Here is a 21,795-nt window from a genome sequence, read left to right on the forward strand (position 1 = left end):
CCTGCCAAATTTCTTTGAGCAATGGGCTACCATCCGATGGCCTAATGCAATTAAATGCGCCGCCCGGACAACTATTCCGGCCAGTAACTGTCACTCACAAAACCCCCGGTCATAGTGTGAAGGTGCCCGCTTTCACCACAGGAGCTCAGATACATGGCAGCACTGCAAAGCAGTACGTTGGACGCGGTAGAAAACAACCAGGACCAATTGCTGACCCAATGGTTGGCAGGCCTGGAAGCCAACGGTGCCACGCGCAATGTCAAGGAGCAGGTGCTGGCCCAGGAAACCCGCGAGTTTCTGCAACTGCTGGTCCAAGGCTTCAAGGGCCAAGGTGGCGCCAACCTGGCAGCTGCCGATTGGGAGGCCGTGCGCCGGTTCCTCGAAAAGCTGTCGTCATCGCGCGCGCAGATGGGCCATGACTCCCACCAGACCGTGTACTTCATCTACGCCCTCAAGCGCCCGCTGTTCGCCTTGCTGCAATCGCACTACGGCGACGACCCGACCACGCTTGCCGAGGAACTCTGGCGTGTGTCCGAGCTGCTCGACAGCATGGGCATGCACACCATGCGCACGTACCAGGCGAGCCGTGAAAACGTCATCCGCCGCCAGCAGGAAGAACTGCTGGAGCTGTCCACGCCCGTGGTCAAGCTGTGGGAAGGTGTGCTGGCATTGCCACTGATCGGCACTCTAGATTCCCAGCGCAGCCAGACCGTCATGGAGTCGCTGCTGCAGCGCATCGTCGACACCGGTTCGGAAATCGCCATCATCGACATCACGGGCGTGCCCACCGTGGACACCCTGGTGGCGCAGCACCTGCTCAAGACCGTGACGGCCATTCGCCTGATGGGCGCCGATTGCATCATCAGCGGCATTCGTCCGCAGATCGCCCAGACCATCGTGCACCTGGGCCTGGACCTTGGCACCCTGACCACCAAGGCCAACCTGGCCGACGCCCTGAAGCTGGCCCTGACCCGCGTGGGCAGCGACCTCGGCCAGCGAGCCTGAGCCATGGAGCGTATCCCGATCCTGCAGATGGGGGAATTTCTGCTGGTGACCATCCAGGTGGACATGCATGACCAACTGGCCCTCACCCTGCAGGAAGACCTGACCGACCGCATCAGTAGCACCTGCGCCCGTGGCGTACTCATCGACATCTCGGCGCTGGACATGGTCGACTCGTTCATCGGACGCATGATCGCCAGCATCTCGGGCCTGTCGCGCATCATGGACGCCGAGACCATGGTGGTCGGCATGCAGCCGGCCGTGGCCATCACCCTGGTGGAGCTGGGCCTGACGTTGCCTGGCGTGAGTACGGCCTTGAATGTGGAGCGCGGTATGCACGTGCTGCGTCAGCGTGTGGCCCGCAAATGAACGTGCGCGACAGCGGTAGCCTGCCGGTGCGCATCGAGCAGGATGTGGTGCTTGCCCGCCAACTGGCCCGCAAGCTGGCGGGCGAATGCGGTATGCGCCTGGTCGACCTGACCAAGCTGGTCACCGCCGTCAGCGAGCTGGCCCGCAACACCGTGGTCTATGGCCGTGGCGGCGATATGGACTGGCAGGTGCTGGAGGACTTCGGTCGCGTGGGCCTGCGCCTGCATTTTCGTGACGAAGGCCCTGGCATTCCCGACATCGGCCTGGCACTGACCGACGGCTGGACCTCGGGCGGTGGCATGGGCCTGGGCCTGACCGGCGCGCGGCGGCTGGTGGATGAGTTCGAGTTGGATACCGCGCCTGGCGAAGGTACTCGAGTGACGATTACACGATGGGCTTGAGCATCGCGGCGAGCCAGACCTGCGTCGTACCATTGGCTGATGCCAGTGATGTTGGCCACGCCCGACGGGTCGCGCAAAAACTTGCACAGGCCCACGGGCATGACGAGACGGACGCCGGACGTGTCGCGCTGGTGGTGACCGAACTGTGCACCAACGTGCTCAAGCATGCCGGGCACGGCGAGCTTAATCTGCGCGCGCTGCCGCGCGGTGACGGCAGGTTTGGCATCGAGGTGCTCACCCTCGATCGCGCCCAAGGGTTCGATGCCCAAGCCTGCCTGGCCGACGGCTATTCGTCGGCGGGCACCCAAGGCATCGGCATGGGCGCCGTCGCCCGCCAGGCTCAAGTCTTCGACGTTTATGCCGATACCCGAGGTGCCGTGGTACTGGCGCGGTTGTATGCCCAGGGTGACCCAGGCACTGACCTGCGCTTCGGCGTCAGCCAGCATGCCCTCAATGGCGACCCGGCCTGCGGCGATACCTGGCACCTGGCCTTCGATGGGCAGCACGTGAGCGCCCTGGTGATCGACGGGCTGGGGCATGGCAGCGAAGCCGAAGCGGCAGCCCAGGCGGGTGCGGCCGTGTTTGCACAGGCACCGTTCGCCAAGGCGCAGCAGCAACTTTTGGCCATGCACCAGGCGATGACGGGTACGCGCGGTGGCGCGGTGGCCCTGGCGCACTACGATGGCTGCAATGCACGGCTGAGCTTCACCGGCATTGGCAACATCGGCGCGAGCCTGGTCAATGGCAGCCAATCGCGAGGCCTGGCGTCGATGCCCGGCATCGTCGGCGGGCAATTCAGAAAAACCCAAGTGTTCGACTACGCTGATCTGAACGGAAATGTGTTGATCATGTACAGCGATGGCCTGCAGTCCCGGTGGAACCTCAAGGATTACCCTGGCCTGGTGCACCGCCATCCGGCCGTGATCGCTGCCGTGCTGCATCGCGACTTTTGCCGAGGCCGGGACGATGTCACCGTACTTGTCATCGACCTGGAGCTGCCCAATGTCTGATGCCGCCATGATTGCCCGTCTGCAAGCCGAGAACGACGCCTTGCGCGCCGAGCTGGATGAAACCAACCAGGGCGTGCTGGCGCTGTATGCCGAGCTCGATACCCAGGCCGAACACCTGCGCCAGGCCTCGGACCTCAAGAGCCGCTTCCTGTCGTACATGAGCCATGAATTTCGCACGCCGCTGGGCTCGATCTTGAGCATCACCGGCCTGCTGACCGACGAGCTCGACGGGCCGTTGTCGGCCGAACAGCACCGTCAGGTCACGTTCATCAGCACCGCTACCCGCGAGCTGTCCGACATGGTCGACGACCTGCTGGACCTTGCCAAGATCGAAGCCGGCCGCATCACCATTTCGCCGGCCTGGTTCGACATGTTCGACCTGTTCGCCGCCCTGCGGGGCATGTTCAGGCCCATCGTCGATGCCTCGGCCGTGGACCTCATCTTCGAAGAGCATGCGAACCTGCCGCGGCTGTACACCGATGACAAGAAGCTGGCGCAGATCCTGCGCAACTTCATTTCCAATGCCCTGAAGTTCACCTCCCAGGGCGAAGTGCGTATTTCCGCCTGCCTGGAAGGCGATGACAGTATCCGTTTTGCCGTGAGCGATACGGGTATCGGCATCGCACCGGAGCTGCTTGGCACCCTGTTCGAAGACTTTGCCCAGGTGGACTCGCCGCTGCAAAAGCGCCTGCGCGGTACGGGCCTGGGCCTGTCGCTGTGCAAACGCTTTGCCGAGCTGCTGGGTGGTCATGTGGGCGTTGAGAGCGAACCGGGCGTCGGCTCCTGCTTCTTCGTGGTGATCCCGCTTGCCCTCGCTCCGGAGAGCGCTGAATGAATGCCGATGTGCGCTTGCTGATCGTCGATGACAACGTTGCCACCCGCTATGCCATGCGCAGGCGGTTGGCGGTGCACGGGTACCAGGTACTGGAGGCCGGCACGGGCGGCGAGGGCCTGGCGCTGATCCGCGACAACCAGATCGACGCCTTGATCCTGGACGTGAACCTGCCGGACATGAGCGGCTTCGACATTGTCCGGCTGCTGCGTCAGGACCCACGCACGGCCCTGCTGCCGGTGATTCATGTGTCGGCCGCGTCGATCCAGAGTGGCGACATCATCACCGGGCTGAACGCCGGTGCCGACGCCTACCTGATTCACCCCGTCGACCCGGACGTGCTGCTGGCTACCCTGCGCACCTTGCTGCGCGTGCGCGACACCGAGCGCGCATTGCGCCAGAGCGAGGCGCGCTTTCGCGAAATCTTCACCAGCGTGTCGGCGCCGATTGCCGTGATGGACGCCCAGCTGAAGGTGCATGAATGCAACCAGGCCTTCAGCTATCTGATTCAGGACAACCGCCACCCTGAGCAGCTGCACGAATGCTTTGCCGACGGGCAGGAAGCGGCGCTGGCCAGCCTGCGCGAGCACCTGATGGCCGGGGAGCGCTGGCAGGGCACCTTGAGCATGCAGGTGCATGGCCATGTACGCGAGACCGACTGGCAGCTTTCGCCGTATCAGGCGCCGGGTTTGTGCCTGGTGTTCGTCGAGGACATCACCGAGCACCGTCACCGCGAACGCTCGCACCTAGCCCGGCTGGACGACGCCACCAGCCAGCTGGCCCACGAAGTGGCTGTGCGCGAACGCACCGAGGCGCAGCTGGTGCAACTGCAAAAAATGGAGGCACTGGGCAGCTTGACCGGCGGCATCGCCCACGACTTCAACAACCTGCTGACTGGCATCATCACCAGCCTCGAACTGATCTGCAAACGGGTGGCCGAGCACCGCATCGACAAAGTGCCGCGCTATGCCGAAGCTGCGCTCAGCTCGGCCAATAGCGCGGCATCGCTGACCCATCGGTTGCTGGCCTTCGCTCGCCAGCAACCCCTGGATACCCGGCCGGTGGATGTCAACCGCCACGTGCGCTCGCTCGAAGAACTGCTGACCCGCACCATTGGCGAGCGCATCACGCTGACCCTGAACCTCTCCACGCAACCGGTCATTGCCCTGGTCGACCCGGTGCAACTGGAAAGCGCGGTGCTCAACCTGGTGATCAACGCCCGCGACGCACTGCCCAAGGGCGGGCGGATCTGGCTGGACACGGCCGCCATCTGGTCCCAGGAAAACCCCAACCTGGCCGACGGCCCCTATGTGATGGTCAGCGTGCGCGACAACGGCACCGGCATCGAACCTGAGTTGCTGGACAAGGTGTTCGACCCGTTCTTCACCACCAAACCCGTCGGCCAGGGCACCGGCCTTGGGCTGTCGACCATCTACGGCTTCGCCCGCCAGTCCAGCGGCCACGTGATGCTCAGCAGCGTAATGGGGCAGGGCACTGAAGTGGCGCTGATGCTGCCGGCCAGCGCACAGGCAGCCGTGCCCGTGGTGCGCGAGCGTGGGCTCGACCTGCAAGGAAACGGCGAGCATGTGCTGATCGTCGAGGACATGGCGTCGGTGCGGCTGTCGGTGGCCGAAGCGCTGGCCGATGCCGGCTACCACTGCACACTGGCCTCGACCACCGACCAGGCGCTGGAATACCTGCGCGACGACCCGAGCCTGGACCTGATGCTGACCGACGTTGGCCTACCCACGCTCAGCGGCCGGGAGCTGGCTGACCTTGCCCGTGGTTACAGGCCCGACCTGCCCGTGCTGTTCATGACCGGGTATGCCGATGCCGCGCTGGACCGGCAGGCGTTTCTCGGCGATGGCATGGACATGCTGATCAAGCCCTTCCGCATGGGTGAGCTGCTGCGCAAAGTGAAGCAGGCTATCCGTAAGGCGTAGGAAGCAACCTACAATCGAAGTTAATTAATCTGAAAATAAATGAGGTGTTTTCTCATTCTCGTTCGGCAGGTAGGGAAGGCCGGAATACAGGCCGCCCGCCGACACGCTACGGAGCGAGAGAATGAGTTCTACCCCGGTTTCACCGCGCCACCCCCTGAACCGAGCCCTGCGTGGCGCCCTGCTCGGGCTGGTGGTAGGCAGTCATGTTCTGCCAGCCCTGGCCCAGCCTGCGGCCACTGACAGCAGCAGCCCGCTCAAGCAGTGGAACATTCCGGCAGGCCCGCTGGCGCCAGCGCTCGATCGTTTTGCCCGGGAAGCCGGCATCAGCCTGTCGTACGACGCGCAAAGCGTGGCCAACCAGACGACGCCGGGCGTGCAGGGCTCGCTGGGTACCGCGGCGGCCTTGTCTTCGCTGTTGCAGGGCAGTGACCTGCAATCGGAACAGCAAGGCCCCAACGCCTACCTGCTGCTGCCCCAGCCCAAGCCCACCGGCCCCCTGGAGCTGGGTGCCACCGAGGACTATCGCCTGGCCCCGGTGATCGTCAATGCCAAGGTCAAGGCCAGCGCCGACGACGACATCAACTCGGTCGTGGCCAAGGAGCTGTGGGTAGGGGGCAAGGTCGCCACCAGCATCCTCAATACCCCAGCTTCGGTGTCGGTGGTGACCCGCAAGGAGATGGAACAGCGCAGCGTCAGCACCACCGAAGAGGCGCTGCAGTACACCCCTGGGGTGATCAGCGACTTCTATGGGTCGGACGACCGTAACGACTACTTCCAGATCCGCGGCTTCCAGGCCACCACCTACCGCGACGGCCTGACGCTCAGCTCCATGCGTGGCGTGCGCGAAGACCCTTACGCCTACGAGCGTATCGAGATCATTCGCGGCGCCAACTCCACCCTGTTCGGCCCTGCCGACCCGGGCGGCTCGGTCAACTTCGTGACCAAGCAGCCGCGGTTCGAACGCTTCGGCCAGGGCTATGTGACCTACGGTTCGTACGACCATGCCGAGACCGGCATTGACGTGGGCGATGTGCTCAACGAAGGCGGTACAGTGGCAGGGCGCTTCACGGCCAAGCTGCAGGACAGCGACCGTGAGTACGACCACTCCCGCGACGACAGCCGCCTGGTGATGGGCGGGCTGACCTGGGCACCAAGCGACTTCACCTCGGCCACCGTGGTGCTGGACTACCTGAAGACCAACAGCTCGCCCAACAGTGGTGGCTACCCGCTGGACAAGGAGTACGACCGCAGCAAGTTCTTCGGCGAGCCTGGCTACAACTTCCACGATGTGGAGCGCACCAGCTTGTCCGGCAACATCACCCACGACTTCGACAACGGCTTCGTATTGCGCGGCAACCTGCGCTACAGCGAACTGACCGACGATTTCGGCTACGCCTACTTGAGCGACAGCCCTTCGCGCGTTGGCACGACCATCCCGCGCTATGTGTTCGGCACCGACAGCGACGCCGACCAGCTCAACGGCAACCTGATGCTGCAATACGATGCGCAGTTCGAGCACATCGACAGCAGCACCCTGGTGGGGGTGGAGTACCTCGACTCCTCGACCAAGCAGCGCTCGGTCTACAGCCTGGCCACCCCGATCGACATCGCCAACCCGGTGTTCACCGGCGTGCCGCGTGGCATCGAGCCCTACAGCCGCAAGAAGCAGGACGTGACCACCAAGGCCGTGTTCATGCAGCAGAACCTGTCGTTCTACGACCGCGTCATCGCCACCGCTGGCGTGCGCAATGACTCCATGGACTTGTCCAGCACCGAGTACGTGGGCGGGGCGGCCAAGCAGAGCGACGACTTGTCGGAGACTTCATATCGCGCTGCGCTCACCTACATCGTCAATGACGAAGTGTCGACGTACGTGAGCATGGTGGAGTCGGTGTCCCCACCCCAGGTGGGCGTGACCCCGCAAACCGGCAAGCAGTACGAAGTGGGGGTGAAGTACTCGCCCATCGGCATGGACGCGATGTTCTCCGCTGCGGTGTATGACCTGACCCAGGAAAACGTCACCATTGCTGTGGTGCTGCCCAGCGGGATCATCGAACAGCAAACCGTCGGTGAGTCTCACGCACGCGGCCTGGACCTGGAAGCCAAAGCCCAGGTGACGGCTGATATCAGCGTGATTGGCGCGTATTCGTACATGGACACCGACGTGAAGCGCGGGTCGCTGTATGACGGCTCTTCGCTCAAGGGCAACGCCTTCGCCACCGCGCCCAGGCATTCGGCTTCGCTGTGGACGTACTACGATATTCCGGCGACCGACGTGAGTGTCGGGCTGGGTGCCCGGTACGTGGGGGCTTACTACATGGATGCGGCCAACACCAAGAAGACCGATGGCACCACGTTGTTCGACGCGGCCTTCAAGTACCAGATCGCCAAGGGCACTGACCTTGCGGTGAACGTGAGCAACCTGTTCGATGAACAGCACGTGGTGGGCTCGGGGACGGCCGATTATTACAACCCTGGGCGTGAGGTGACGGCGCGGGTGAGTTATAGCTGGTAAGCGATTATTGGGGGAATTGCGGTGGCTTTGGGGGCTGCAATGGATAGCCTGTGCGCGTTAGCCGTTATGGGCAGCGCGGTAGGCCTTGGGATCTGATACTGGGCTGCAATCATGGGGCCGCTGCGCGGCCCATCGCGGCACGAGGCCGCTCCCACACTGCGCTATTTTTAGCTGCGCGCCGAACCTGCAGAGCAACCAGCTTGTGCTGGCTCTGGGGGCTTGCCTCAATCCCCTGTGGGAGCGGCCTTGTGCCGCGATGGGCCGCGCAGCGGCCCCATGATTGCAAATGGGCGAGCCTATTTTGTTGCCCATCGCGTCCGGTCCGGCGCCCCGGCAAGGCCGCTCCCCTTAAAGGCTCGCTTGAACCTGAGCCACTGCTTCCTGCAAGCGTTCGGTGAACCCGGAGTGGGTCTGATGGGTCATCACCAGCCTGTCCACGGCGCGGGTCATGGCTACATACAGCAAGCGCATCTCATCGGCCTCGTCCTCGCCTTGCACCGGCATCTCGTGCAAGCGCGGAATCACCACGAAGCCGAATTCCAGCCCCTTGCTCGAATGCATGCTCACGATCTTCACCGTGTTCTCGCCATACAGCGCGCTGCGTTTGGAAACGGTCTTGGCGCTGGTGTACGGAATGTCCGCGGCCTTGAGTGTGTCCTCGATCCAGGTGGCCTGGGAACCTTCTCGGTAGATCACGGCCATGTCTTGCCAGGCCCGGCCGTTTGCCTGCTCATGCTCAAGCCGGGCGACAAGGCATTGGGCTTCCTGCGCAAGCCCGGGGTGGCTGAGCAGTTGCGGCAAGTCGCCACGGCGGCCTGCGCTTTGCGGGGCCAGTACAGGGATGTGGTCGTCCTCGGCATCGCGTGCGCTGAGCAAGTCCTTGGAAAACGCATGCGCGACCGACAACACTTCCAGCGTATTGCGGTAGTTGACGCGCAAGATGGTGGTCCGGCCTGACGCCTTGATCCCTACACTGGCGAAGCTGAAGGTCATCTTCGAGGCAAGGGTGGCCTTGCCGCGGTAGATGGCCTGGGCATCGTCGTAGAGCACCAGCAGGTTTTCCTGATCCTGGTCGAGTTGGTGAACGACAAGGCGGAACCACTCCGGTTTGAAGTCGTGGCCCTCATCGATCAGGATCGCGGCATAACGATCAGCGGCCAGCTTGCCGTCAGCCATGTGCTTGAGCACGTCGTCTTCGAGCGCCTGAAAGAACTTCTGCCCCTTGAGTTGGGGGATGGGCAGTTGCGCATCCGTCAGCAGCTTGTGACACCAGGCATGAAAGCTCATGGCTACTACCTGGACGTCTTGCTGGTGCGCCTTGAGCACCTGATTCAAGCGCGCTGCGAGGGTTTTGTTGTAGCACAACACCAGCACTGGCTTGCTGGAGGTGCGCGCCAGGTAGAGGCTGCGGTACACCAGGACCATGGTCTTGCCGCTGCCCGCCACGCCGTGAATCACCCGGTGCCCACTGCCCATGGAACGCGCCAGTTGCTCCTGCTGAAGGTCCATGACCTTGATCAGGCTGGGCATGGGTGCCTCCTGCTCACCGAACAGCCCGAACTGGGCACGTGCCGGGTTCAGGCGGATTTCCGGGAACAGGTGGTAACGCACGCGGTCAAGTTGCTCGTCTGACAGCGCCACTGGAAAGTGCTGCACGAACATGGCCTTGAAGCGCTGTTCGAACAGGCTTGCATCCACTGTCTCGAACATCTCGTCCTTGCAGATGACACGTACGCTCTCCAAGGCCGACCCGGCTTGCAGCGAGGTGAATTCTTTACGCGTCATCTCGGGCAGCACGATGCCCCAGGTGTAGGGCATCAACAGGTTGCCCGCTCGGACAGAGCCTGGTTTCTGGGTCAGCGCCGGGTCCTTTTCCAGCGCGTTCTTGGTTTCGAAAGCGTACTTGCGGGCCTGTGCCATGGGGTTGATAACGGTGACTTCGCGGCCGTCCTCGAGCTTGGTGACCTCGTTGACCTTCACCGCCTTCAGCGAGCCCAGCCTCCAGTCCTTGACCTCGAGAATGAGCAAGCCCACATCAGGGGGCAGAAGAACGAAGTCCGGCTGTAGCCCCTTTGGGCCAACCGGCACGTTGAACCAGCACAACCAGTCATCGGGGAGTTTCTTTTCGAGCCGCTCAGCCAGGCGTTTTTCCCCGGGCGTGTCGAAACGGCAAGCGCCGAGCGTTGGGATGATTTGGGCCATATCCTTATTGTCCATATCCAAAACGACGCGCCACAGTAGGATTTATCCGTCTGCAGTGCAAATCCGAGGAACTGTCCTGCACCCGATCTGACGGCCAAGTCACCCGTGCGGGATGGCTTGCCTACTTCCCAGGCATCAACGTCTTGATCAATGCGCGCACCGTTCCCGGCAGGGCCTCCAGTTCCCGGACCAGGATGCTGCGTTCGCGCTCGGCCCAGGGTTCGTCCAGGGCGATGGTCACCAGGTTCATGGTGTGGCTGTGACGCGATGCGGATGACTCGGGAATGATGCCGATGCCCACGCCGGCCTCGACCATGCGGCAAATGGCCTCGAAGCCCGATAGCTGGATACGCAGGGCCAGGGTTTCCCCCATGCGCTCGACCTGGTCGCGCAGAAAGGTCAGCAGGGTGCTGCCGTCGTGCAGCCCGATGTGCTGGTAGGCCAGGGTCTGTTTCAACGTCACCTGGCGGCGGCTGGCCAGCTCGTGGCCGGTGGGCACGATCAGCACCAGCCGGTCGGTGCTGAAGTGCATCACCTGCAGGCCGCTGGCCTCCACAGGGCCGGCGATGATGCCCATGTCGGTGCTGCCATCGAGCACGCCTCGCACGATGTCGCGGGACAGGCGTTCCTGCAGGTCGACCGTGACCCCCGGCCGTTGCGCCAGAAAGCCTGCCAGTACCTCGGGCAGGAACTCGGTCACCGCCGTGGTGTTGGCAAAGATGCGGATATGCCCCGCCGAATCGCCGCCGAACTGGGTGAACTCCGCCTTCAGGTAATCGACCTGGCGCATCACCAAGCGTGCGTGGGTCAACAGCGTGTGCCCGGCCGGGGTCAGTTCGACGCCGCGGCTGTCGCGGTACAGCAGGCGGGTGTCGAGCTGCGCTTCGAGTGCCTTGATGCGCGCACTGGCGGCGGCCGGGGACAGGTGCGCGCGGCGGGCGCCCTGGGTCAGGCTGGGGGATTCGCCGATGTGGATGAACAGGCGCAAATCAGCCAGATCGAAGTGCATGGGCAAGTCCTGGGGTAGGGAGGCGTTCGGTATTTATGAACGCCGGGTTATGGAAATGCAAATTCACAGAATGCATGACAGGGTCGCATGATCGTCCCTGTCGCCTGCGCAGCGTCGATGACGCGCCCGCAAGTGGCCTGCCATAACAACAATTCCAGAGGCCCACCCATGCCCACTCCGCCCTTTGATTACAGCCCGTGGCTTGGCCGCACCGAGCAAGCCTGGGATGTGCTCAGCCGCAACCTGGTGCAGCGCATCGCGGCGACGTTCGGCGAGACCGCCCCGGCCCACGGCGAGGCATTGCCGCCGCTGTGGACCTGGTGCTTCTTTCAAGACCCTGTGCCCGAAGCGCAACTGGGCACCGACGGGCACCCGGCACGCGGGGGCTTTTTGCCGCCGGCCGATGGGCGCAACCGCATGTGGGCCGGTGGCCGGGTCGAGTTCATCGCCCCGCTGGTGGTCGGCGGCGAGGCGCAGCGTACCTCGACCATCCTGCACATCGAGGAGAAACAAGGCCGCAGCGGCGCCTTGCTGTTCGTGACCGTGCGCCATGACTACACCCAGTACGACCAGCTGTGCATCCGTGAAGAGCAGGACATCGTCTACCGCGAGCCGACCCCGCCCAAGGCGAGCACGGGCGAGCCTTGTGAAACCGGCAGCTGGGGCGAAACCGTCACGCCCACCGCGACCTTGCTGTTTCGCTACTCGGCGGTCACCTTCAACGGCCACCGCATCCATTACGACTACCCCTATGTCACCGCCACCGAAGGCTACCCGGACCTGGTGGTGCACGGCCCGCTGATCGCCACGCTCAACCTGCGGGCTTTTCTGCGCGCCAACCCCGGTGCCCGCCTGCGCCGCTACAGCTACCGCAGCCTGCGCCCGCTGACCCTGCCCACGCCCTTCGAACTCAGCGGCTGCCTCGACGGCCCAGGCCAGGCGCGCCTGTGGGCTGGCAATGCCGCCGGCGTGGCGCAAAGCGCCGACGTCACCTTCGACTGACCTCTTTTCAGCACCGTAGAGAAGCCTGCCATGCACAGCTACGACAGCGATGACCTCAACGCCATCCGCGAAGGCGTGCGCGCCTTGTGCGCCGAATTTCCGGCCGAATACTGGCGCACCCTGGACGAGCAGAAGGCCTTCCCGGAAGCCTTCGTCAAAGCCATGACCGACGCCGGCTGGCTGTCGGCCATGATTCCCGAGGCCTACGGCGGTTCAGGGCTGGGCCTGGCCGAGGCGTCGGTGATACTCGAGGAAGTGAACCACTGCGGTGGCAACTCCGGCACCATCCACGGGCAGATGTACAACATGTTCACCTTGCTGCGCCACGGCAGTGAGGAACAGAAAAGTCATTACCTGCCCAAGCTGGCCAGCGGCGAGCTGCGCCTGCAATCGATGGGCGTGACCGAGCCGACCACCGGCACCGACACTACGCAGCTCAAGACCACGGCCGTGCGCGAGGGCGACGATTACGTGATCAACGGTCAGAAAGTGTGGATCTCGCGCATCCAGCATTCGGACCTGATGATCCTGCTGGCACGTACCACGCCGCTGGCGCAGGTCACGCGCAAGTCCGAAGGCATGTCCATCTTCCTGGTGGACCTGCGCACGGCCATTGGCAACGGCCTGACCGTGCAGCCGATCGCCAACATGGTCAACCACGAAACCAACGAGCTGTTCTTCGACAACCTGCGCATTCCGGCCAGCAGCCTGATCGGCGAGGAGGGCAAGGGGTTTCGCTACATCCTCGACGGCTTGAACGCCGAGCGTACGCTGATCGCTGCCGAGTGCATCGGTGACGGGCGCTGGTTCGTCGAAAAGGCCAGCCAGTACGCCCGTGACCGCGTGGTGTTCGGCCGCCCGATCGGCCAGAACCAGGGTGTGCAATTTCCCATCGCCGAAGCCCACATCGAGCTGGAGGCGGCCGACCTGATGCGCTGGCGGGCCTGCGCCGAGTACGACAGCGGCGCCAACGCCGGTGCGGCCGCGAACATGGCCAAGTACCTGGCGGCCAAGGCCTCGTGGGAGGCGGCCAACGCCTGCCTGCAAACCCACGGCGGCTTCGGCTTCGCCAACGAGTACGACGTGGAGCGCAAATTCCGCGAGACCCGCCTGTACCAGGTGGCGCCGATTTCCACCAACCTGATCCTGTCGTACGTGGCCGAGCACCTGCTCGAGCTGCCGCGCAGCTTCTGAAGGAGGCCATGCCCATGCGTGATACCCAAGCACTGGCCACCTTCCTGGCCGACCTGCGCTACCAGGACATCCCGCCCGCCGTGCTGGCGCGTACCGAAGACCTGTTCCTCGACTGGCTCGGCTCGGCCTTGGCCAGCCAGGGCGCGCACCCGGTGCCGCTGTTCGAGCGCTACGCCGAGCGCATGGGGCCCCCTGCTGGTAAAGCCCGGTTGATGAGCACCGGCCGTGGCACCTCGCCGTATTTCGCCGCGTTGGTCAATGGCGCAGCGTCCCACCTGGTGGAGCAGGACGATTTGCACAACAGCTCGGTGCTGCACCCGGCCACGGTGGTGTTCTCCGCTGCCCTGGCCGCCGCGCAGGACCTGGACAAGTCAGGGCCGGACCTGCTGCTGGCCGCCGTGGCCGGCTACGAGGCCGGCATTCGCATCGGCGAATTCATGGGCCGCTCGCACTACCGCATCTTCCACACCACCGCCACCGTCGGCACCCTGGCGGCCGCCGTCGCGGTGGGCAAACTGATGGACTTCGACCAGGCCCAGTTCATCCATGTGCTGGGCAGTGCCGGCACGCAGGCGGCCGGTTTGTGGGAGTTCTTGCGCGATGCGGCCGATTCGAAACAGCTGCACACCGCCAAGGCCGCTGCCGACGGGCTGCTGGCGGCCTACCTGACCGCCGATGGCCTGAGCGGGGCGCGCAATATTCTGGAAGGCGACCAGGGCCTGGCGGCCGGCATGTCCAGCGACGCCGACCCGGCGCGCCTGTCGGACCGCCTGGGCAGCCGCTGGGCGCTGGCTGAAACCTCGTTCAAGTTCCACGCCTCGTGCCGCCACACCCACCCGGCGGCTGATGCCTTGCTCGAACTGATGCAGCGCGAAGGGCTGCGCCACGGCGACATCGCCGACGTGATCGCCCACGTGCACCAGGGCGCCATCGATGTGCTGGGCCGGGTGAAAGTGCCCACCAGCGTGCACCAGGCCAAATTCTCCATGGGCACCGTGCTCGGCCTGATTGCCGTGCACGGCAGCGCGCAGTTGCTGACGTTCCGGGACTTGGCCCTGAGCGACCCGGACGTGGCCGCGTTCCGCGACAAGGTGCGCATGCAGCTGGACCCGGAAGTGGATGCGGCCTACCCGGCGCGCTGGCTGGGCCGGGTGGAGGTGCGCTGCACGGACGGGCGCCACTTTACCGCCGCCATCGACGAACCCAAGGGCGACCCCGGCAACACCTTGTCCCGTGCGGAACTGGAGGACAAGTTCCAGCGCCTGCTGGCCTACGCCGGGCAGCGCAGTGCGGCCGACGGCCGTGCCTTGATTCAACGTGTCTGGCAGCTGCGCGATACCCGCTCGCTGGCCGACCTGCCATAACTTGCGCACAGGACCTTGCCATGAGTGCATCTGCCCCCCGCCCCCTGGACGGCATCACTGTCGTCAGCCTGGAACACGCCATTGCCGCGCCGTTCTGCACCCGCCAACTGGCCGACCTGGGCGCCCGCGTGATCAAGGTCGAACGCCCCGGCAGCGGTGATTTCGCCCGTGGCTACGACCAGCGCGTCGATGGCCTGGCGTCCCATTTCGTGTGGACCAACCGCTCGAAGGAAAGCCTGACCCTGGACCTGAAACAACCCCAGGCCGACGCCATTCTCGAAGCACTGTTGGCCAAGGCCGACGTGCTGGTACAGAACCTCGCACCCGGCGCCGCCGCGCGCATGGGCCTGGGGTTCGACGCACTGCACGCGCGCTTTCCACGGCTGATCGTGTGCGACATTTCCGGCTACGGCGAAGGTGGCCCGTACGAGAAGAAGAAAGCCTACGACCTGCTGATTCAGAGCGAGGGCGGCTTCTTGTCGGTCACTGGCAGCCCAGGGGAGGAGGGGATGGCCAAGGCCGGGTGTTCGGTGGCCGACATCGCCGCTGGCATGTACGCCTACACCGGCGTGCTCTCGGCCCTGTTGCTGCGCGACCGCACGGGGGTGGGCAGTCGCATCGACGTGTCCATGCTCGAAAGCCTGGTGGAATGGATGGGCTACCCCATGTACTACGCCTACAACGGCGCACCGCCGCCACCGCGGGCCGGTGCCTCCCACTCGACCATCTACCCCTACGGCCCCTTCCCCACGGGCGACGGCGGCACGGTCATGCTGGGCCTGCAGAACGAGCGTGAATGGCAGGTGTTCTGCGAGAAGGTTTTGCTCGACCCGGCGTTGGCTGCAGACGAGCGCTTCTGCGCCAACTACCGGCGCTCGGAAAACCGCGATGCGCTGCGCCAGATCATCGTCGAGGGCTTTGCCGCGCTGAGCCTGGAAGACGTGGTGTCACGCCTGGAAAGCGCGCAGATCGCCAACGCCCGGGTCAACGACATGCAAGGGGTGTGGCAGCACCCTCAGTTGCAGGCCCGTGACCGTTGGCGCGAGGTGGACAGCCCGGCGGGCAAGCTGCCGTCGCTGCTGCCGCCGGGGCGCAACGCGGCCTTCAGCCCGCGCATGGACCCGGTGCCTGCACTGGGCCAACACACTGCCGCGATCCTGGCCGAGCTGGGGTATGGCGACGATCAGCAGGCGCAATTGAACAGCGCAGGCGTGGTTTAGCAGAGGAGCAAAAGCATGCCGTACCCCATCGTTCGCTCCGCCCTGTTCGTACCCGGTAGCCGCCCGGAGCGTTTCGCCAAGGCCTTGGCTGCTGGCGCCGATGCCGTGATCGTGGACTTCGAAGACGCGGTCGAAGAGCCGCTCAAGGCTCAAGCCCGCGAGCACCTGGCGCGCTTTCTGGCCGAACACTTGGATGCCCGGGTGTGGGTGAGGGTCAATGCCCCCAGCCACGCAAACCACGCCAAGGACCTGCAGTTTTGCGCGCAGCACCTGGGCGTGACCACGGTGCTGCTGCCCAAGGTCGAGAGCGCCGCTCAAGTGGCGGTCGCCGCCCGCACGGGCAAGGCCGTGGTGCCGATCATCGAGTCTGCCAAGGGGCTGTTGGCCCTTGAGCGCATCGCGGGCGCCGAGGGCGTCGAACGCCTGTCGTTTGGCAGCCTGGACCTGGCGCTGGACCTTTGCCTGAACACCGACAGCCCGGCAGGCCAACGCTTCATCGACCAGGCCCGCATGGCCGTGCAGCTGCATTCCCGAGGGGCGGACCTGGCGCCACCGTTGGACGGCGTGTTTCCAGCGATCCGCGACCCGCAGGGGCAGCGCGAGGCCATGCGCCATGCCTACGACATGGGCTACGGCGGGGCGTTGTGCATTCACCCAAGCCAGGTGCCGGTGATTCATGAGGCCTTGCAACCCAGTGAGCACGAACTGGCCTGGGCGCACCGCGTGATCGAGGGCAGCGCAGCGGCGGGCGGGGCAGGGGCCTTCCAGCTGGATGGGCAAATGGTCGATGCGCCGGTGGTGTTGCGTGCGCAGCGTCTGTTGGCACTGGCCCATACGGGCTAGGTTATGGCTGGAGTCATGAAGTGATGGGTTGCGTTCACTTTTGCCGAACGCAGCCTTACACAAAAGCAGATTCCCCAAACACCTATACTGGGCCACCGTACCCTTGGCTACGCTTCCCTGCTGACCTTACCAACAACAATAACAGGTGAAACCCATGTTGAAGCTGACCCAGGCGCTGTTCTGCGCCGCCGCCGTCTCCCTGACCTCGTTCGCCTACGCCGCGGACCCGGTCATCATCAAGTTCGCCCACGTGGTGGCCGACAGCACGCCCAAAGGCCAGGGCGCGCTCATGTTCCAGAAGCTCGTGGAGGCCGATGACAAGCTCAAGGGCAAGGTCAAGGTCGAGGTCTACCCCAACTCGTCGCTGTTCGGCGACGGCAAGGAAATGGAAGCGCTGCTGCTGGGCGACGTGCAGATGCTGGCGCCTTCGCTGGCCAAGTTCGAGCATTACAACAAGCAGGTGCAAATCTTCGACCTGCCGTTTCTGTTCGACAACCTGGCGGCGGTCGACCGCTTCCAGCAAGGCCCCAAGGGCAAGGCGCTGCTCACCTCCATGGAGGACAAGGGCATTCGCGGCCTGGCCTACTGGCACAACGGCCTGAAGCAACTGTCGGCCAACAAGAAGATCTTGCTGCCCAAGGACGCCCGCGGCCTGAAGTTCCGGGTGCAAGCCTCCAGCGTGCTGGAAGAGCAGTTCAAGGCCGTGCGCGCCAACCCGCGCAAGATGAGCTTTGCCGAGGTGTACCAAGGCTTGCAGACCGGTACCGTCAACGGCACCGAGAACACCTGGTCGAACTACGAAAGCCAGAAGGTCAACGAAGTACAGCCGTTCTTCACCGAGACCGACCACGGCCTGATCGACTACATGGTGATCACCAACGCCAAGTTCTGGAACGGCCTGCCTGAAGACGTGCGCACCGAACTGCAGGGCATCATGGACAAGGTCACCGTCGAGGTGAACAAGCAGGCCGAGGCGCTGAACCAGGCCTCGCGGCAGAAGATCATCGACGCCAAGACCAGCGAGGTCGATGCGCTCACCCCCGAGCAGCGTGACGAATGGCGCAAAGCCATGCGCCCGGTCTGGGACAAGTTCGAAGGCCAGATTGGCGCTGACCTGATCAAGGCCGCCCAGGACGCCAACACCGCTTCCTGATCCGTTCTGCTTGCAGCCGCCCCTGCGTGGGCGGCTCAGCCTCATTTTGCGCGGAGAATGCCCATGCAAACGTTACGGCGCGTCTGGGAGCGCTTCGAGGAAGGCATGATCGCCTTTCTCCTGGCGGCCATGACCCTCATCACCTTCATCTACGTGGCGCTGAACAACCTCTACACGATGTTCTACAGCTTGAGCGACCGCTGGACCTTTGCCAGCGAGCCGCTGCTGAACATCGGCGATCACCTGATGGGCTACGCCCAGGAAATGACCTGGAGCATCGCCCTGACCAAGGCCCTGTTCGGCTGGCTGATCTTCTTCGGCATCGCCTATGGCGTGCGCACCGCCGGGCACCTTGGGGTCGATGTGCTGGTCAGGCGCACCCGCAAGCCGGTGCAGCGCGTGCTGGCCATGCTCGCCTGCGCCTGCTGCCTGGCCTATGCCGGGCTGTTCCTGGTCGCCAGCATCAAGTGGGTCAGCGCCGTGCTGGCCGCCGGCATCGGCGCCGAAGACCTGGACCGCTACGGCATCAAGATCGGCCACATCGCGATGATCGTGCCCTTTGGCTTTGCACTGATCATCGTGCGCTACCTGGAAATCCTCTACCGCATCTACACCCACCGCCAGACCAACCTGGGCCTGGCCGACGAAGCGGCCGAGGCGAGCAAGCTGGCCAACCCCGGTGAGGAGTCGCCGCGATGACCGTTATCTGCCTGTTCCTGCTGCTGTTCATCTTCATGTTCCTGGGCGTGCCCATCGCCATTTCCCTGGGCCTGTCGGGGGCGGTGTCGATCCTGCTGTTCAGCCAGGATTCGCTCAGTTCGCTGGCGATCAAGCTGTTCGAGACCTCCGACAGCTACACCTTTTTGGCCATTCCGTTCTTCCTGCTGTCCGGCGCCTTCATGACCACCGGCGGCGTGGCGCAGCGGCTGATCGACTTCGCCAACGCCTGCGTGGGGCACATTCGCGGTGGCCTGGCCATTGCCGCCGTGCTGGCGTGCATGCTGTTCGCTGCGCTGTCCGGGTCCTCGCCGGCCACGGTGGCGGCGGTGGGCTCGATTGCCGTGGCGGGTATGGTGCGCTCGGGCTACCCGAAGGAGTTCGGCGCCGGGATCATCTGCAACGCCGGTACCCTGGGCATCCTGATCCCGCCGTCGATCGTGATGGTGGTGTATTCGGCCGCAACCGAGACCTCCGTGGGCAAGCTGTTCATGGCCGGTGTGATCCCGGGGATTTTGCTGGGCGTGTTCCTGATGATCGCCATCTACATCGTGGCGCGAGTCAAGAAACTGCCTGCCCAGCCACGTGCCAGCTTTCGCGAGTGGCTGACGGCAGCGCGGCGGGCCTTCTGGGGCCTGTTGCTGCTGGTGATCATTCTGGGCGGCATCTACAGCGGCATGTTCACCCCCACCGAAGCGGCAGCCGTGGCGGCGGTGTACTCGGCGTTCATCGCCCTGTTCGTGTACAAGGACATGACCTGGCGCGAGTGCCCCAAGGTGCTGCTGGAGTCTGGGCGGCTGACCATCATGCTGCTGTTCATCATCGCCAACGCCATGCTGTTCGCCCATGTGCTGACCACCGAGCAGATCCCGCAGCAGATCACCCAGTGGGTGCTCTCCGAAGGCCTGACGCCCCTCGGCTTCCTGATCATGGTCAACGTGGTGCTGCTGATTGCTGGCAGCTTCATGGAGCCGTCGGCGATCATCCTGATTCTGGCGCCGATCTTCTTCCCCATCGCCATGGAGCTGGGCATCGACCCGATCCACCTGGGCATCGTGATGGTGGTGAACATGGAGATCGGACTGGTTCACCCGCCGGTGGGGCTGAACCTGTTCGTGACCAGTGCCGTGACAGGCCTGACATTGGGCCAGACCATTCGCGCAGCGCTGCCGTGGCTGTCGATTCTGTTGCTGTTCCTGATTCTGGTCACCTATGTGCCGTACATCTCCCTGGCGCTGCCGGAGTTTCTCGGCATGCCCTGACCGGCGGCTCGATCAACCCGCCAGTGCACCGACGCCACCGCCTACCCGGCGGTGGTTTCACTTTCGGCCAGCGGGGCAGGGGTGTAGGTTGACCCTCCAAGGGTGCCACCAGCCCGCCAGCCCTCCACAAGCCCCGAGCGGACCCACCATGACAACAACAAGATCTCTGCTTTGCCTTGCCATCGCTTGCGCCTGGCTCACGAGCCCCGCAGCCCACGCCGCCAACACCGCCGACAACCCATGCAAGACCACCGCCGAGTGCGCCGAGCAGGCCCGCAAGATCGGCGCCTTCGTGGAAAAGACCCCCGATGGCCAGCGCCACGGCGAAACCCAGTTCGACTACCTCAACCGCATCAACAAAGCCTCCCTGGTGATGCTCAAGGAAGCCGGCATCGTCACCGCTGAACAGGCCGCGACCATTGCAGGCGGCGTACGCCACGCCATCGACCAGGCCACCCAGCCAGACGGCAAGCGCCCCAGCGATGTGCTGCAACTGGAGCAGATCATCACCGACAAGGTTGGCCCCGAGGCCTCGCTGATTCACTCGGGCCGCAGCCGCCAGGACATGTACGCCACCTACCGCCTGGCCTCGCTGCGCAACCACGTGCTGGCCTATGGCGACGCCCTGGACGCCACCCGCCAGCGCTTGCTCACGCTGGCCGCCCAGCACGTCGACACCCTGGTGCCGGCCTACACCAACGGCGTGCAAGCCATGCCCATCAGCTACGCCCATTACTTGCTGGCCTACGAGGCCTCGTTCGAGCGCGACGCCCAGCGCCTGCACGAGCTGTACGCCCGCCTGAACCTCAGTCCCATGGGCACCGCCGTGCTGGCCAACTCCGGCTACCCCATCAACCGCGAGCGCCTGGCCCAGCTGCTGGGCTTTGACGGCGTGCGCGAGAACTCGCTGGACGCCAGCCAGGTCTCGACCTACGACATCCCGCTGGAGGCCGCCGGCCTGGTCTCGTCCTCGGCCATCCGCATTGGCGCCTTCATCGGCGACATCCACACCCAGTACCACCAGACCCGCCCCTGGCTGCTGCTCGACGAAGGCGCCACCTACACCAGCAGCGCCATGCCGCAAAAGCGCAACCCCGGCCTCTTGATGCGCACCCGCGAAGCCGCCTCCGACGTGGTCGGCCTGGCCAACGCCACCACCTTGCGCGCCCACAACGTCACCACCGGCATGACCGACTACAAGGCCGCCTTCGACGACCTGGGCCTGTTCCGCTCCACCGGCGACATGTTCAAGCGCCTGGACCAGGTGCTCGACGCCCTGAAGATCAACGCCGCCCGCGCCGAAGAAGAACTGGACGCCGACTGGACCACCTCCATGGAACTGGCCGACACCCTGGAGCGCAAGCATCACGTACCTTTCCGCATCGGCCACAGCTTCGCCTCGCTGATCGTCGAAAAAGCCCGCGCCGACGGCACCTTGCCCAAGGACTTCGCCTACGCCGATGCGCAGGCGTTGTTCGCCCAGGCAGCGGACAAATACAAATGGAAGGGCAACACCCTGCCCCTGAGCGAAGCAGATTTCCGCGCCAGCCTATCCCCCCGCGCCATGGTGCAAAGCCGCAAGGGCACTGGCGGGCCACAGCCTGAAGAAGTGCGGCGCATGTTGGCTGAGGCGCAGGCGCGGTTGAAGGAGGATCAGGCGTGGATGCAGCAGCGGCGGCAGAAGCTGGGGGATGCGGATGTGGGGTTGGATAAGGCGTTTGATGGGTTGATGGGGCGGTGATCTGGCGGGAGCACGC

The 21,795-nt window shown here is 64.6% G+C and carries 18 protein-coding genes; 16 read left to right on the forward strand and 2 right to left on the reverse strand.

Features of this window, described 5'->3' with window-relative positions:
• Positions 1-153: 153 nt before the first annotated feature.
• The 7 genes from CWR53_RS02975 to CWR53_RS03005 all read left to right on the forward strand — a co-directional run bounded on the left by CWR53_RS02975 (position 154) and on the right by CWR53_RS03005 (position 8,072).
• Positions 154-1,005 (forward strand): STAS domain-containing protein, encoded by an 852-nt coding sequence (locus CWR53_RS02975; RefSeq protein ID WP_100850766.1) that lies wholly within the window; start codon positions 154-156, stop codon positions 1,003-1,005.
• 3 nt (positions 1,006-1,008) lie between these two features.
• Entirely contained in the window at positions 1,009-1,371 is a 363-nt protein-coding gene (locus CWR53_RS02980; RefSeq protein ID WP_058603626.1) for an STAS domain-containing protein, read from the forward strand.
• On the forward strand, positions 1,368-1,772 hold the full coding sequence (locus CWR53_RS02985) for an anti-sigma regulatory factor (RefSeq protein ID WP_023534560.1): 405 nt from the start codon (positions 1,368-1,370) through the stop codon (positions 1,770-1,772). Before CWR53_RS02980 ends, CWR53_RS02985 begins: the two co-directional genes overlap by 4 nt.
• Positions 1,763-2,782 carry an ATP-binding protein gene (locus CWR53_RS02990; protein WP_375335473.1) on the forward strand — a complete coding sequence of 340 codons (1,020 nt, stop codon included), beginning with the start codon at positions 1,763-1,765 and terminating at the stop codon, positions 2,780-2,782. The genes CWR53_RS02985 and CWR53_RS02990 overlap by 10 nt, the downstream gene beginning before the upstream one ends.
• The gene (locus CWR53_RS02995; RefSeq protein ID WP_058603628.1) at positions 2,775-3,617 is read left to right on the forward strand and encodes a sensor histidine kinase KdpD; all 843 of its coding nucleotides are present in this window, start codon (positions 2,775-2,777) and stop codon (positions 3,615-3,617) included. The genes CWR53_RS02990 and CWR53_RS02995 overlap by 8 nt, the downstream gene beginning before the upstream one ends.
• Positions 3,614-5,557: a response regulator gene (locus CWR53_RS03000; protein WP_100850767.1), complete on the forward strand. Its 1,944-nt coding sequence runs from the start codon at positions 3,614-3,616 to the stop codon at positions 5,555-5,557. Before CWR53_RS02995 ends, CWR53_RS03000 begins: the two co-directional genes overlap by 4 nt.
• Positions 5,558-5,678: 121 nt before the next feature.
• Positions 5,679-8,072 carry a TonB-dependent siderophore receptor gene (locus CWR53_RS03005; protein WP_058603630.1) on the forward strand — a complete coding sequence of 798 codons (2,394 nt, stop codon included), beginning with the start codon at positions 5,679-5,681 and terminating at the stop codon, positions 8,070-8,072.
• 348 nt (positions 8,073-8,420) lie between these two features.
• On the opposite strand, the gene CWR53_RS03010 is transcribed toward CWR53_RS03005, so the two are convergent.
• Both CWR53_RS03010 and CWR53_RS03015 read right to left on the reverse strand, forming a co-directional pair.
• The gene (locus tag CWR53_RS03010) at positions 8,421-10,274 is read right to left on the reverse strand and encodes an NERD domain-containing protein/DEAD/DEAH box helicase (RefSeq protein ID WP_100850768.1); all 1,854 of its coding nucleotides are present in this window, start codon (positions 10,272-10,274) and stop codon (positions 8,421-8,423) included.
• 121 nt (positions 10,275-10,395) lie between these two features.
• The gene (locus tag CWR53_RS03015; RefSeq protein ID WP_058605883.1) at positions 10,396-11,283 is read right to left on the reverse strand and encodes a LysR substrate-binding domain-containing protein; all 888 of its coding nucleotides are present in this window, start codon (positions 11,281-11,283) and stop codon (positions 10,396-10,398) included.
• Positions 11,284-11,451: 168 nt separating this feature from the next.
• On the opposite strand from CWR53_RS03015, the gene CWR53_RS03020 reads away from it, so the two are divergent.
• The 9 genes from CWR53_RS03020 to CWR53_RS03060 all read left to right on the forward strand — a co-directional run bounded on the left by CWR53_RS03020 (position 11,452) and on the right by CWR53_RS03060 (position 21,779).
• A complete protein-coding gene (locus CWR53_RS03020; RefSeq protein ID WP_100850769.1) occupies positions 11,452-12,285 on the forward strand; it encodes a MaoC family dehydratase N-terminal domain-containing protein in 834 nt (277 codons plus the stop codon).
• Positions 12,286-12,315: 30 nt separating this feature from the next.
• On the forward strand, positions 12,316-13,479 hold the full coding sequence (locus CWR53_RS03025; RefSeq protein ID WP_058605881.1) for an acyl-CoA dehydrogenase family protein: 1,164 nt from the start codon (positions 12,316-12,318) through the stop codon (positions 13,477-13,479).
• A gap of 14 nt (positions 13,480-13,493) precedes the next feature.
• Entirely contained in the window at positions 13,494-14,843 is a 1,350-nt protein-coding gene (locus tag CWR53_RS03030; protein ID WP_100850770.1) for an MmgE/PrpD family protein, read from the forward strand.
• A gap of 20 nt (positions 14,844-14,863) precedes the next feature.
• A complete protein-coding gene (locus tag CWR53_RS03035) occupies positions 14,864-16,063 on the forward strand; it encodes a CaiB/BaiF CoA-transferase family protein (RefSeq protein WP_100850771.1) in 1,200 nt (399 codons plus the stop codon).
• A 15-nt stretch (positions 16,064-16,078) separates the two neighbouring features.
• Positions 16,079-16,906, forward strand: coding sequence for a CoA ester lyase (locus tag CWR53_RS03040; protein ID WP_100850772.1), 828 nt, complete (start codon positions 16,079-16,081; stop codon positions 16,904-16,906).
• 154 nt (positions 16,907-17,060) lie between these two features.
• Positions 17,061-18,059 (forward strand): TRAP transporter substrate-binding protein, encoded by a 999-nt coding sequence (locus CWR53_RS03045; RefSeq protein ID WP_058638410.1) that lies wholly within the window; start codon positions 17,061-17,063, stop codon positions 18,057-18,059.
• Between the two features lie 63 nt (positions 18,060-18,122).
• Positions 18,123-18,758 carry a TRAP transporter small permease gene (locus CWR53_RS03050; RefSeq protein WP_078477963.1) on the forward strand — a complete coding sequence of 212 codons (636 nt, stop codon included), beginning with the start codon at positions 18,123-18,125 and terminating at the stop codon, positions 18,756-18,758.
• Positions 18,755-20,038 (forward strand): C4-dicarboxylate TRAP transporter large permease protein DctM, encoded by a 1,284-nt coding sequence (dctM, locus tag CWR53_RS03055; RefSeq protein ID WP_058605875.1) that lies wholly within the window; start codon positions 18,755-18,757, stop codon positions 20,036-20,038. Before CWR53_RS03050 ends, dctM begins: the two co-directional genes overlap by 4 nt.
• A gap of 148 nt (positions 20,039-20,186) precedes the next feature.
• Positions 20,187-21,779 (forward strand): argininosuccinate lyase, encoded by a 1,593-nt coding sequence (locus tag CWR53_RS03060; protein WP_100850773.1) that lies wholly within the window; start codon positions 20,187-20,189, stop codon positions 21,777-21,779.
• Positions 21,780-21,795 lie beyond the last annotated feature (16 nt).

Source organism: Pseudomonas sp. SGAir0191 (genome assembly GCF_002812565.2).
In the GTDB taxonomy this organism is placed as follows: Bacteria; Pseudomonadota; Gammaproteobacteria; order Pseudomonadales; family Pseudomonadaceae; genus Aquipseudomonas; species Aquipseudomonas parafulva_B.

Coding starts and splice junctions, on each gene's coding strand:
- CWR53_RS03045 (WP_058638410.1), top strand. CDS start 17,061: ATGTTGAAGCTGACCCAGGCGCTGTTCTGCGCCGCCGCCGTCTCCCTG.
- CWR53_RS03060 (WP_100850773.1), top strand. CDS start 20,187: ATGACAACAACAAGATCTCTGCTTTGCCTTGCCATCGCTTGCGCCTGG.
- CWR53_RS03030 (WP_100850770.1), top strand. CDS start 13,494: ATGCGTGATACCCAAGCACTGGCCACCTTCCTGGCCGACCTGCGCTAC.
- CWR53_RS03020 (WP_100850769.1), top strand. CDS start 11,452: ATGCCCACTCCGCCCTTTGATTACAGCCCGTGGCTTGGCCGCACCGAG.
- CWR53_RS03005 (WP_058603630.1), top strand. CDS start 5,679: ATGAGTTCTACCCCGGTTTCACCGCGCCACCCCCTGAACCGAGCCCTG.
- CWR53_RS03025 (WP_058605881.1), top strand. CDS start 12,316: ATGCACAGCTACGACAGCGATGACCTCAACGCCATCCGCGAAGGCGTG.
- CWR53_RS03000 (WP_100850767.1), top strand. CDS start 3,614: ATGAATGCCGATGTGCGCTTGCTGATCGTCGATGACAACGTTGCCACC.
- dctM (WP_058605875.1), top strand. CDS start 18,755: ATGACCGTTATCTGCCTGTTCCTGCTGCTGTTCATCTTCATGTTCCTG.
- CWR53_RS03050 (WP_078477963.1), top strand. CDS start 18,123: ATGCAAACGTTACGGCGCGTCTGGGAGCGCTTCGAGGAAGGCATGATC.
- CWR53_RS03015 (WP_058605883.1), bottom strand. CDS start 11,283: ATGCACTTCGATCTGGCTGATTTGCGCCTGTTCATCCACATCGGCGAA.
- CWR53_RS02975 (WP_100850766.1), top strand. CDS start 154: ATGGCAGCACTGCAAAGCAGTACGTTGGACGCGGTAGAAAACAACCAG.
- CWR53_RS03040 (WP_100850772.1), top strand. CDS start 16,079: ATGCCGTACCCCATCGTTCGCTCCGCCCTGTTCGTACCCGGTAGCCGC.
- CWR53_RS03035 (WP_100850771.1), top strand. CDS start 14,864: ATGAGTGCATCTGCCCCCCGCCCCCTGGACGGCATCACTGTCGTCAGC.
- CWR53_RS02990 (WP_375335473.1), top strand. CDS start 1,763: ATGGGCTTGAGCATCGCGGCGAGCCAGACCTGCGTCGTACCATTGGCT.
- CWR53_RS02985 (WP_023534560.1), top strand. CDS start 1,368: ATGAACGTGCGCGACAGCGGTAGCCTGCCGGTGCGCATCGAGCAGGAT.
- CWR53_RS02995 (WP_058603628.1), top strand. CDS start 2,775: ATGTCTGATGCCGCCATGATTGCCCGTCTGCAAGCCGAGAACGACGCC.
- CWR53_RS02980 (WP_058603626.1), top strand. CDS start 1,009: ATGGAGCGTATCCCGATCCTGCAGATGGGGGAATTTCTGCTGGTGACC.
- CWR53_RS03010 (WP_100850768.1), bottom strand. CDS start 10,274: ATGGCCCAAATCATCCCAACGCTCGGCGCTTGCCGTTTCGACACGCCC.